Source organism: Streptomyces sp. NPDC031418 (assembly GCF_055581605.1).
Map to the genome: position 1 here is coordinate 324,590 of NZ_JBVIJC010000010.1, position 10,596 is coordinate 335,185.

Here is a 10,596-nt window from a genome sequence, read left to right on the forward strand (position 1 = left end):
TGTCACCTTCCCCTTGCGGGTCCTACTGGAGCGGTCCGGTGACCGTCTCGGCGGCCGCGACCAGGTGACCGCCGGCCACGAAGGCGTCGGCGGCGGCCAGGTCGGGCGCCAGGAACCGGTCCGGGCCGGGGCCCTGCACTCCGGCCTTGCGCACGGCGTCGATGACCGCCCGGGAGGCGGGCGCCGGGGTCAGGCCCTCGCGCAGCTCGATGGCGCGGGTGGCGGCGTACAGCTCGACGGCGATGATCCGGGTGAGGTTGCCGACGGCGGTGCGCAGCTTGCGCGCGGCCGACCAGCCCATGGACACATGGTCCTCCTGCATCGCGGAGGACGGGATGGAGTCCGCGGAGGCGGGTACGGCGAGCCGCTTCATCTCGCTCACCAGCGCGGCCTGCGTGTACTGGGCGATCATCAGCCCGGAGTCGACACCGGCGTCGTCGGCGAGGAAGGGCGGCAGGCCGTGGCTGCGGTTCTTGTCCAGCAGCCGGTCGGTGCGCCGCTCGGCGATGGAGCCGAGGTCGGCGGCGGCGACGGCGAGGAAGTCCAGCACATAGGCGACCGGGGCGCCGTGGAAGTTGCCGTTGGACTCCACCCGCCCGTCGGGCAGCACGACCGGGTTGTCCACGGCGGAGGCCAGCTCCCGCTCGGCGACCAGCCGGGCGTGCGCGAGGGTGTCGCGTCCGGCGCCGGCGACCTGCGGGGCGCAGCGCACCGAGTAGGCGTCCTGGACCCGGGGGGCGCCGTCCTGGTGGTGCCCGGTGAGGCCGGACCCCTTGAGCACGGCGAGCATGTTGGCGGCGGAGGCGCCCTGGCCCGGGTGCGGCCGGATGGCGTGCAGCTCGGGGGCGAGCACCTTCTCCGTGCCGAGCAGCGCCTCCAGGCTGAGGGCGGCGGTGATGTCGGCGGACTTGTAGAGGGTGTCGAGGTCGGCGAGGGCCATGATCAGCATGCCGAGCATGCCGTCGGTGCCGTTGAGCAGGGCCAGGCCCTCCTTCTCGCGCAGCTCGACCGGCTCGATGCCGTGCTCGGCGAGCAGCTCGCCGGCGGGCCGTACCACCCCGTCGGGACCCTCCGCGTCGCCCTCCCCCATGAGCGCGAGGGCGCAGTGGGACAGCGGGGCCAGGTCGCCGGAGCAGCCGAGGGAGCCGTACTCGTGGACCACCGGGGTGATCCCGGCGTTCAGCACGTCGGCCATGGTCTGGGCGACCTCGGGCCGGACGCCGGTGTGTCCGGAGCAGACGGTCTTGAGCCGCAGGAACATCAGCGCCCGTACGACCTCCCGCTCGACCCGCGGGCCCATGCCGGCGGCGTGCGAGCGGACGATGTTGCGCTGCAACTGGGCGCGCAGTTCCTGGCTGATGTGCCGGGTCGCCAGGGCGCCGAAGCCGGTGGAGACGCCGTAGACCGGCTCCGGCTTGGCCGCCAGCGCGTCCACGATCTCGCGGGCCGCCGCGAGGGCCGCCACCGCCTCCGCCGACAGCTCGATGCGGGCACCGCCGCGCGCCACGGCGAGAACGTCGGACGCCGTGACCCCGGACGTCCCCACCACCACAGTGTGCATATCCATATTCAGGAGCGTACGCATTGAATGTGGCGATGTCACTAGTGGCGGCCGGGGGCACCCCTTACCTGCGCTGTGGCCTTCGCCTCACGGCAGCCGGCCGCGGAACCGGCGCCGCTCGGCCCGGGACGGCGGGGGCTCGTCGGCGAGCCGCACGACGGGATCGTCCGGCCCCTCCCGCCCGGCCACCACCGGCCGGTCCGCGCGCATGGCCTTGGCCCGGTACTGCGCCGCGTCCGCCAGCCGGAACAGCCGCCGGGCGTCCCGCACCTCCCCGATCGGGTCCTCGGTCGAGGCCACCCCGCAGGCCACCCCCTCCCCCAGCTCCAACTCCCCGGCCCTGCGGCACAGTTCGTCGGCGGCCTTCACGACCTCGTCCGCGGCCGGCCCGACCGCCAGCAGACAGAACTCGTCCCCGCCGAGCCGCGCCGCCAGCGCCCCCGGCACCATCGCGCCGCACAGCGACAGCACCGAGCCGAACCGCTCCAGCAGGCGGTCCCCGACGGCATGCCCGAGCGTGTCGTTGACCCGCTTGAGCCCGTTCAGATCGCAGACCACGAGACTGACCACCACGCCCTGCGTACGGTGCCGGTCCACCGCCTCCTCCAGACGTACGTCGACGGCCCGGCGGTTGGCGAGTCCGGTCAGGGCGTCGGTGAACGCGAGCCGGCGGGCCTCCTCCAGCCGCTCGGTCTGCGCGATGCCGGCGGCGACGACCGCGGCGAGCACGGTGGCGAAGTCGGCGTCCTCCCGCGCGAACAGGGGCGCACCGACCGCCCGGGCCACATACAGCTCGCCCCAGGCACGGCCGTGCAGCACGACCGGCGCGACGACACAGCAGCCGCGGCCGCGCCGGCGCAGGGCGGCGACCCGCTGGTGGAAGTAGCCCGGGGTGCCGGCGGCCGGCCCCTGGGCGGTCTCCACCCACGCGTTGGGCCCGCCGCCGCCCGCCCATCTCTCATGCAGGAACTCGGTGATCTCCGGGAACTGGTGCACCGGGTACGCCTCGGACTCCGGGAACTCCTCCTCGTCCGGGGCGCACTCCCCCACGTTCACGAGGACGCGCAGCCGCCCCAGCTCCCGCTCCCACACCGACAGCGCGGCGAACGTGCCGTCCAGCGCACGGCAGGCGCCGAGCGCGGCGGCGTGCCACGACTCCCGTGGGGTGTGCGCCGCCGCCATCCCCTGCGCCAGCGCCACGACGGCACGGAGCCGCTTGTCCTCACCCATTACCCCAGCGTAGGGATGAACAGGGGCAAGAGGGACATTGTTGCGGCGAACAGGCTAGGCCCGACGCGGCTGCGGGGCCTTACTCGCCCGGCCACTCCGGCGTGCGCTTCTCGTTGAACGCGGCGACCCCCTCAGCCCGGTCACCGGAGAACGCCACCGACCGCCACGCCGCGTCCTCCACCTCGAGCCCGGCCCGCAGATCCAGCCCCTGCCCGAGCCGCAGCGCCCGCTTCGCCGCCCGCAGCCCCACCGGCGAGTTCCCGGCGATCGCGGTGGCCAGCGCCAGCGCCTCCTCCCGGTCCCGGCCCTCCTCGACCAGCCGGTCCACCAGCCCCAACTCGGCCGCCTCCGCGGCCTCCACCCGGCGCGCCGAGAAGATCAGCTCGGCCGCGCGCGCCGCCCCGACCCGCCGCGGCAGCAGCTGCGTACCGCCGCCGCCCGGGATGACCCCTACGGAGACCTCCGGCAGCCCCACCAGGGCCGTACGGTCGGCCACGATCAGATCGCAGGACAGTGCCAGCTCGAAGCCGCCGCCCAGCGCGAACCCGTGCACCGCCGCGATCGTCGGCATCGGCAGCTCCAGCACCCCGGTGTACGCCGCCCGGGCCACCGGCCGCTGCCGGACGAGGTCGGCGTCGGTGAAGGAGTTCCGCTCCTTCAGGTCGGCGCCCACGCAGAAGGCCCGCTCGTGCGAGGAGGTCAGGACGACCACCCGCGCCTCCCGGTCCGCCGCCAGCGCCGCGCACGCCCCGCCGAGCGAGCGGGCCATCTCCGTCGAGACGGCGTTCATCGCCTTGGGCCGGTCCAGCACCAGTTCCGCGACATACCCGTGCCGCCGCACCAGCACGAACTCCCCGAACCGCTCCTCGCTCATGACACCCTCCGGGCACAACGTTAACGCGGGTTAACTCCCTGTCGGCCCGATCATCGCAGCCCGGCCCCGGTCCCGGAAACCCCGGGGGGCTACACCCGTTCGAGTGACATCCCGGCCGTCTCACCCCACTCCGCCCACCCCGACGCATAACGTGCGCACCGCCCGGCGCGACCGGGGCGCGGGGAGAAGCCGGGGAGAACACATGACACCGATACGCGGCGAGTCGTCCGGTACGGAGACAGCGACAGCGGTAGAGGGGGAACCGGAGCCCGCTGCCCTCACGGACGGCTGGATCCGGCGAGGGCGGCATCGCAAGCCCCGGCCCCGCAAGGTGCTGCTCGCCGCAGGGGGGCTGGCCCTGGTCGCCGGGGTGCTGAGCCTGGTCCGGGTGACCCCGGAGTCCGGTGTCGGCGCCCCGGGCACGGCGGAGGCCGAACCCCGGCTGGACCCCGGCACCACCGCACGCGCCCCGCACTCCGGCATCCCGTCGACGGCCACACCCACCGCCCTGCCGACGGCGGCCTCCGTCATGGGCGGCCACAGCCTCGCGCCCACCCCGGCCGCGTCCAGCACGGCCCGGACCGCCCCGGACGTCGGCGCGCACCCGACGAAGCCGGGCACCACCGCCGTACCCACACCCGGCGCCCCGGCCCCGGCGACTCCCCCGCCCGGCACACCTACCGCACCGGCCCCCGCCACCTCCGCACCGGCGACCGCCGCACCCACCCCGTCCACCAGCCACACCCCGGCCCCGAGCCCCCCGCAGAGCACGCCGGAGCCCGGCCCGGGCGGAGTGTGCCTGCCGGTGCTCGGTCTGTGCGTGGACGGACTCGGCGCGTCCTAGGGCCCGGCAGAGAGGCCTAGTCCCGGCCGTCCCGGCGGGTCAGCAGCCAGGGTTCGACCACGCCGAGGCCGCGGACCGGGCGCTGCCACATCGGCTGGAGGGCGAAACGGTACGTCGGCGGGTCCTCGCCCTTCTTCTCGGCGGCCGCCGCGGCCTCCGCCGCCTCCGCCTCCGAGACGGGCGCCTCACCGGTACGGATCAGCTCCTCCGCGAAGGCGCTGTCCACCAGCACGGCGTCCCGCGGCGCTATCGAGGTCAGCCGGGAGGCGAGGTTCACCGTCGTACCGAAGACATCACCCATGCGGGTGGTGACCGTGCCGAACGCCATGCCGACCCGCAGCTCCGGCATCGTCTCGTCGTTCGCCAGCGTCTCGACCAGCAGCATCGCGATGTCGGCGGCCGTACCGGCGTCGTCGGCCGCGTACAGCACCTCGTCGCCGAGGGTCTTGATGAGCCGGCCGCCGCGCGCGGCCACCAGGTCGGCGGCGGTGGTCTCGAAGGCCTCGACCAGTTCGCCGAGTTCCTCCTCCTCCATCCGGCGCGTCAGCCGGGTGAACCCGACCAGGTCGGCGAAGCCGACGGCGAGCCGTCGGTCGACCATCTCCTCGTCGTCCGCCGACTGCACGACCCGGCCGGCCGAGGCGGCGAGCTGGCGGCGCCAGACGTAGACCAGGAACTCCTCCAGCTCGGGCAGGAGCAGCTCGACGATCGGGTACGTCACCTCGGTGCGGGTCATCCCGGGCTCGGGCGGCTCGGTCAGGCCCTCCAGGAAGGAATCCATCTGCCACTCGGCCAACCGGGCGGTGGTCTGCCCGGTGGACCGGGCCACCTGCACCGCCATGGCCTCGCTGAGCAGCCCCGCCTCGACCAGACCGGCGAGGCGCCGCAGGGCGAGGACGTCCGCCTCGGTGAAGGCCTTGGCCTGGCCGACGTCGGCGAAGCCCATGGCCCGCCAGAAGCGGGTGGCCAGCTCCATGGAGACACCGGCGGTACGGGCCGCCTGAAAGGGCGTGTAGCGCCGCTCGGCACCGAGGATCAGCGCTTCGAGACGCACGGCCAGCGGGTGCGGGGCTTTTCCGGGGTCGGCGCCGTTCGAGTCCGCGCCGGAACCCGTGTCGTCGACGGTCACGCGTGCTGCCCTTCCGATCTGCCACGGTCAGGTATCGACCGGCCTCAACTCTACGGCAGGTGTGCGCCAGCTCACTCCGTCGGGTTCGGCCGAGGAGCGTGCCCGCTGCCGGGCGCGCGGACCGGGGTGCGTCCGGGAACACCCCGGCGTCACCGGGTACCCCTCCACGGTGCCCTCTCGAACGCTTCCACGCGCCCCCGACGGGCCGACTCACGCCCTACGCCGGCCGCAGGTGGACGATGTCGCCCGCGCCCACCGGCTCGCGCACCCCCTCCTCGGTGGCGATGACCAGCCGCCCGTCCCCGTCCACGGCCACGGCCTCGCCCACCACGGCCCGGTCCCCCGGCAACTCCGCCCGGACCGTACGGCCCAGCGTCGCGCAGCCCGCCGCGTAGGCCTCCTGGAGCCCGCTGGGGCCCGGATCGCCGCCGGCCGCGCGCCACCGCCCGTACCAGTCCTCCAGCGACCGCAGCACCGCCCGCAGCAGCGGGTCCCGGTCCGTGCCGGCCGCCCCGGCCAGCGCGAGCGAGCCCGCCTGCGGCACCGGCAGCTCCTCCGCCCGCAGGGTGACGTTGATGCCCACGCCGATGACCACCCCGGCGTCGCCGGCCCGCTCCGCGAGGATGCCGCCGGCCTTGCGCTCCTCCCCGCCCACGGTGACCAGCAGGTCGTTCGGCCACTTCAGCGCGGTGTCCACGCCCGCCGCCCGGGCCAGTCCGGTCGCCACCGCGACACCGGTGAGCAGCGGCAGCCAGCCCCACCGGGCCACCGGCACCTCGGTGGGCGCCAGCAGCACGGAGAAGAAGAGTCCGGAGCGCGGCGGCGCCGTCCACCGCCGGTCCAGCCGTCCCCGCCCGGCGGTCTGCTCCTCGGCGACGAGGACCGCGCCCTCGCCCGCCTTCCCGGCCGCGGCCCGGGCCGCCAGGTCGGAGTTGGTGGAACCGGTCCGCGGGACCAGTTCGATCTCCGTCCACAGGCTGCCCTCGCGGACCAGCGCACGCCGCAGGGCAGCGGCGTTCAGAGGCGGACGGTCCAGATCGGACCAACGGCTGTCGTCGGATGCGTCTGATGCATGGTGCGGCGTCATGCAAGCCACCCTAGGTGTGGGAAACGCCGCACTGCCGACGCCGGGGCCCACCACTACTCTACGGATGAGTAACCGTCCCCCCCTTTGAGCAGGCAGGGAGCCGCGATCCCGATGTCGGAGCCGGAAGAGCGTCAAGAGATCGACATTCACACGACCGCGGGGAAGCTCGCGGATCTCCAGCGTCGTGTCCACGAGGCGACGCACGCCGGCTCGGCACGCGCCGTGGAGAAGCAGCACGCCAAGGGCAAGTTGACGGCCCGTGAGCGGATCGAGCTGCTCCTCGACGACGGCTCGTTCGTCGAGCTGGACGAGTTCGCCCGGCACCGCTCCACCAACTTCGGACTGGAGAAGAACAGGCCGTACGGGGACGGCGTCGTCACCGGCTACGGCACCGTCGACGGCCGCCCGGTCGCCGTGTTCTCCCAGGACTTCACCGTCTTCGGCGGCGCCCTCGGCGAGGTCTACGGGCAGAAGATCGTCAAGGTCATGGACTTCGCGCTGAAGACCGGCTGCCCGGTCATCGGCATCAACGACTCCGGCGGCGCCCGGATCCAGGAAGGCGTCGCCTCCCTCGGCGCGTACGGCGAGATCTTCCGCCGCAACACCCACGCGAGCGGTGTCATCCCGCAGATCAGCCTGGTCGTCGGCCCGTGCGCGGGCGGCGCGGTCTACTCCCCGGCCATCACCGACTTCACAGTCATGGTCGACCAGACCTCGCACATGTTCATCACCGGCCCGGACGTCATCAAGACCGTCACCGGCGAGGACGTCGGCTTCGAGGAGCTGGGCGGGGCCAGGACCCACAACTCCGCCTCCGGCGTGGCCCACCACATGGCCGGCGACGAGAAGGACGCCATCGAGTACGTCAAGCAGCTGCTGTCGTACCTGCCGTCCAACAACCTCTCCGAGCCCCCGGTCTTCGCGGAGGAGGCGGACCTCGCCGTCAACGACGAGGACCTGGAGCTGGACACCCTGGTCCCGGACAGCGCGAACCAGCCGTACGACATGCACACGGTGATCGAACACATCGTGGACGACGGCGAGTTCTTCGAGACCCAGTCCCTGTTCGCGCCGAACATCCTCACCGGCTTCGGCCGGGTCGAGGGCCACCCGGTCGGGGTCGTCGCCAACCAGCCGATGCAGTTCGCCGGCTGCCTGGACATCGCCGCCTCCGAGAAGGCCGCCCGGTTCGTGCGCACCTGCGACGCCTTCAACATCCCGGTGCTGACCTTCGTGGACGTGCCCGGCTTCCTGCCCGGCGTGGGCCAGGAGCACGAGGGCATCATCCGGCGCGGCGCCAAGCTGATCTACGCCTACGCCGAGGCCACCGTGCCGCTGATCACCGTGATCACCCGCAAGGCCTTCGGCGGCGCCTACGACGTCATGGGCTCCAAGCACCTTGGCGCCGACCTCAACCTGGCCTGGCCCACCGCCCAGATCGCCGTCATGGGCGCCCAGGGCGCGGTGAACATCCTGCACCGCCGCACCCTCGCCGAGGCCGAGGCGAGCGGGGAGGACGTGGAGGCCGTGCGCGCCCGTCTGATCCAGGAGTACGAGGACACCCTCCTCAACCCCTACGTCGCGGCCGAGCGCGGCTACATCGACGCCGTGATCATGCCGTCCGACACCCGGGCCCACATCGTCCGCGGCCTGCGTCAGCTGCGCACGAAGCGGGAATCCCTGCCTCCGAAGAAGCACGGCAACATCCCGCTCTAAGCCCCCGAGCCCCCAAGGAGCCGCTGTGACGATCAAAGTCGTACGGGGCAACCCGACCCCGGAGGAGCTGGCCGCCGCTCTGGCGGTGGTCCGCGCCCGCGCCGCGGCGGCAGCGACGACGCCGCCCGGCGCGGACGGTCTGCGCGACGCGTGGTCCGACCCGTCCCGGATCGCGGCCGCCCGCCTGCCGAAGCCGGGCCCGGCGTCCTGGACCCGCACCTACTGGCCGAGCTGAGCGCCCGGCCGCGGCCGGGGGGTGCCAATTGAGTACCGGTACTCAGGCATCCTCCCGGCCCGAGGCCGCACGCTGGTGACATGCTGTGGTCAGACCCCGAGGACGAGCCGCCCAAGGACATGCGCGAAGCGCATGAGATGCTCCGGCGGCTCGGCTTTCTCATGGCCCTGGCCATGGTTCTGGCGATGATCGTGATCGGTCTGAGGTGAATGGGCCGCACCGGCTGACTAACCTGACGGCATGACTGCCACGCCGCGCCGCCGCCTGATCCTCGCCTCCCAGTCCCCCGCCCGCCTGGGTCTGCTCCGGCAGGCCGGGCTCAGCCCCGAGGTGATCGTGAGCGGGGTCGACGAGGACGCCGTCACCGCGCCCACCCCGGCCGAGCTGGCCCTCGCCCTGGCCGAGGCCAAGGCGTCGGTGGTGGCGGCCAGGCCGGAGGTGCAGGGCGCCCTGGTGATCGGCTGCGACTCGGTGCTGGAACTGGACGGGCAGGCCCTCGGCAAGCCCGCCGACGCCGAGGAGGCCACCGCCCGCTGGAAGGCCATGCGCGGGCGGGCCGGGGTGCTCCAGACGGGCCACTGCATCTGGGACACGCAGGCCAAGCGGTATGTGTCCGGCACCGCCTCCACCGTCGTCCGGTTCGGCGAGCCCACCGACGAGGAGATCGCCGCGTACGTGGCCTCCGGGGAACCCCTCTACGTCGCCGGGGCGTTCACCCTGGACGGCAGGTCGGCGCCGTTCATCGAGGGCATCGACGGCGACCACGGCAATGTGATCGGCATCAGCCTGCCCCTGGTCCGCAAGCTGCTCGCGGAACTGGGCGTCGGCATCACGGAGTTGTGGTCAGCGGCCGAGTGACCCGGCGGAGACGGATCCCCGGGGCCCGCTCTCCCCGTCCTGCGGCTGCTCCCTGCGGGTGTCCCCGTCCTGGGGGCCGCTCGTCCGGCCGTCGCCGTCCTGCGGCCCGCTCGCCCGGCCGTCCCCGTCCTGCGGCTGCTCCGTACGGACCACCGCTTCACCCGATGGGGCGGCGCCCGGGGCGGCCGGCCGGGCGGCGCCCCGCTCGGGGCCGCCCTCACGGTCGTACGTCATCAGCAGCAGGACGACGAGCCCCAGCACCACCACCATGAACAGGAACGCCGTCCAGCCGACCATGCCCCAGGCGAAGGCGCCCAGCAGGCCGTGCACGACCGCCGCGCTGATCAGCAGGATGCGGCCGAACCCGGCGGGCGCCCGGTCGCGTATCGCCACCAGGACGGCCACCAGGGCGCACAGCGCGAAGTAGAGCCCGAAGACCACCCCGCCGATCTTCGACGACGTGGCCATCACATCGGGGTCGAGCCCGGCCAGGGACATCTTCTGCCGGTCCACGACCATGCCGAGGAACCAGTTCAGCGCCGCCACGCCGAAGGCCTCGGCGAGGAGTACGACGGCCACGACCCACGCCACCGGTCTGCGCACCACCGGTCCCCACCCACTCTCCAGCCAGCGTTCTGTTACCCGAGGTACGTTCGAGTCATCGCGCACGCTACTAACGGGTAAACCGGGGGACAAGGGTTCGGGCGGCAGCAAAGAATCATTGGGCCATTCGTAGGGACTCGACAAAGAAACAGAGTGGGCCGCAGCACGCCTTCACAGAGACCTTGGCCACATGACGGAGCTAGGGTTTTCCGCAGGAGTCCTGCGTACCGTGGTGCGACAAGGGCTTTCGCGGGTCGAGCGCGCCTCGAATCACGCTCCGTGTGGGCAAGCTCACCATTGGGGACGGGTCGAAGTGCCGTGTCGGCAGTCCCTAAACTCGGCTTGTTTCAAGGAGGGAGCCTCAATCGTGCGCAAGGTGCTCATCGCCAACCGTGGCGAAATCGCTGTCCGCGTGGCCCGGGCCTGCCGGGACGCCGGGATCGCGAGCGTGGCCGTCTA

The 10,596-nt window shown here is 73.2% G+C and carries 12 protein-coding genes; 6 read left to right on the forward strand and 6 right to left on the reverse strand.

Features of this window, described 5'->3' with window-relative positions; genetic code table 11:
* Positions 1-22: 22 nt before the first annotated feature.
* The 3 genes from hutH to ACZ5CZ_RS17495 form a co-directional block, all read right to left on the reverse strand.
* Complete coding sequence (gene hutH / locus ACZ5CZ_RS17485; protein ID WP_385847861.1) at positions 23-1,561, reverse strand: histidine ammonia-lyase; 1,539 nt, start codon at positions 1,559-1,561, stop codon at positions 23-25.
* A gap of 87 nt (positions 1,562-1,648) precedes the next feature.
* Positions 1,649-2,791, reverse strand: coding sequence for a GGDEF domain-containing protein (locus ACZ5CZ_RS17490; RefSeq protein WP_385847847.1), 1,143 nt, complete (start codon positions 2,789-2,791; stop codon positions 1,649-1,651).
* A 79-nt stretch (positions 2,792-2,870) separates the two neighbouring features.
* A complete protein-coding gene (locus ACZ5CZ_RS17495) occupies positions 2,871-3,665 on the reverse strand; it encodes an enoyl-CoA hydratase/isomerase family protein (RefSeq protein ID WP_450791619.1) in 795 nt (264 codons plus the stop codon).
* A 202-nt stretch (positions 3,666-3,867) separates the two neighbouring features.
* Between ACZ5CZ_RS17495 and ACZ5CZ_RS17500 the strand changes: the two genes are divergently transcribed.
* Complete coding sequence (locus ACZ5CZ_RS17500) at positions 3,868-4,509, forward strand: hypothetical protein (RefSeq protein WP_468943566.1); 642 nt, start codon at positions 3,868-3,870, stop codon at positions 4,507-4,509.
* A gap of 16 nt (positions 4,510-4,525) precedes the next feature.
* On the opposite strand, the gene ACZ5CZ_RS17505 is transcribed toward ACZ5CZ_RS17500, so the two are convergent.
* Both ACZ5CZ_RS17505 and ACZ5CZ_RS17510 read right to left on the reverse strand, forming a co-directional pair.
* The gene (locus tag ACZ5CZ_RS17505) at positions 4,526-5,638 is read right to left on the reverse strand and encodes an adenylate/guanylate cyclase domain-containing protein (protein ID WP_385847850.1); all 1,113 of its coding nucleotides are present in this window, start codon (positions 5,636-5,638) and stop codon (positions 4,526-4,528) included.
* 217 nt (positions 5,639-5,855) lie between these two features.
* Entirely contained in the window at positions 5,856-6,725 is an 870-nt protein-coding gene (locus ACZ5CZ_RS17510) for a biotin--[acetyl-CoA-carboxylase] ligase (RefSeq protein ID WP_385847852.1), read from the reverse strand.
* Between the two features lie 111 nt (positions 6,726-6,836).
* On the opposite strand from ACZ5CZ_RS17510, the gene ACZ5CZ_RS17515 reads away from it, so the two are divergent.
* The 4 genes from ACZ5CZ_RS17515 to ACZ5CZ_RS17530 all read left to right on the forward strand — a co-directional run bounded on the left by ACZ5CZ_RS17515 (position 6,837) and on the right by ACZ5CZ_RS17530 (position 9,534).
* On the forward strand, positions 6,837-8,441 hold the full coding sequence (locus ACZ5CZ_RS17515; protein WP_385847853.1) for an acyl-CoA carboxylase subunit beta: 1,605 nt from the start codon (positions 6,837-6,839) through the stop codon (positions 8,439-8,441).
* Between the two features lie 25 nt (positions 8,442-8,466).
* Positions 8,467-8,676 carry an acyl-CoA carboxylase epsilon subunit gene (locus ACZ5CZ_RS17520; protein WP_385847854.1) on the forward strand — a complete coding sequence of 70 codons (210 nt, stop codon included), beginning with the start codon at positions 8,467-8,469 and terminating at the stop codon, positions 8,674-8,676.
* A gap of 80 nt (positions 8,677-8,756) precedes the next feature.
* Positions 8,757-8,885, forward strand: a complete 129-nt coding sequence (mmpB, locus tag ACZ5CZ_RS17525; protein ID WP_385847855.1) for a morphogenic membrane protein MmpB — start codon at positions 8,757-8,759, stop codon at positions 8,883-8,885.
* 31 nt (positions 8,886-8,916) lie between these two features.
* Entirely contained in the window at positions 8,917-9,534 is a 618-nt protein-coding gene (locus ACZ5CZ_RS17530) for a Maf family protein (protein WP_385847857.1), read from the forward strand.
* Here ACZ5CZ_RS17530 and ACZ5CZ_RS17535 read toward each other — a convergent pair.
* On the reverse strand, positions 9,520-10,113 hold the full coding sequence (locus tag ACZ5CZ_RS17535) for a hypothetical protein (RefSeq protein WP_468943589.1): 594 nt from the start codon (positions 10,111-10,113) through the stop codon (positions 9,520-9,522). The two genes, ACZ5CZ_RS17530 and ACZ5CZ_RS17535, sit on opposite strands and share 15 nt — an antisense overlap.
* Before the next feature lie 391 nt (positions 10,114-10,504).
* Between ACZ5CZ_RS17535 and ACZ5CZ_RS17540 the strand changes: the two genes are divergently transcribed.
* Positions 10,505-10,596, forward strand: a 92-nt coding sequence (locus tag ACZ5CZ_RS17540) for a biotin carboxylase N-terminal domain-containing protein (protein ID WP_308427085.1), incomplete at its 3' end; no start/stop codon positions are given.

Bases quoted from the DNA above. Each gene is read 5' to 3' on its own strand.
- ACZ5CZ_RS17510 (WP_385847852.1), bottom strand. From the start codon at position 6,725: ATGACGCCGCACCATGCATCAGACGCATCCGACGACAGCCGTTGGTCC.
- ACZ5CZ_RS17495 (WP_450791619.1), bottom strand. From the start codon at position 3,665: ATGAGCGAGGAGCGGTTCGGGGAGTTCGTGCTGGTGCGGCGGCACGGG.
- hutH (WP_385847861.1), bottom strand. From the start codon at position 1,561: ATGCACACTGTGGTGGTGGGGACGTCCGGGGTCACGGCGTCCGACGTT.
- ACZ5CZ_RS17530 (WP_385847857.1), top strand. From the start codon at position 8,917: ATGACTGCCACGCCGCGCCGCCGCCTGATCCTCGCCTCCCAGTCCCCC.
- ACZ5CZ_RS17490 (WP_385847847.1), bottom strand. From the start codon at position 2,791: ATGGGTGAGGACAAGCGGCTCCGTGCCGTCGTGGCGCTGGCGCAGGGG.
- ACZ5CZ_RS17515 (WP_385847853.1), top strand. From the start codon at position 6,837: ATGTCGGAGCCGGAAGAGCGTCAAGAGATCGACATTCACACGACCGCG.
- mmpB (WP_385847855.1), top strand. From the start codon at position 8,757: ATGCTGTGGTCAGACCCCGAGGACGAGCCGCCCAAGGACATGCGCGAA.
- ACZ5CZ_RS17500 (WP_468943566.1), top strand. From the start codon at position 3,868: ATGACACCGATACGCGGCGAGTCGTCCGGTACGGAGACAGCGACAGCG.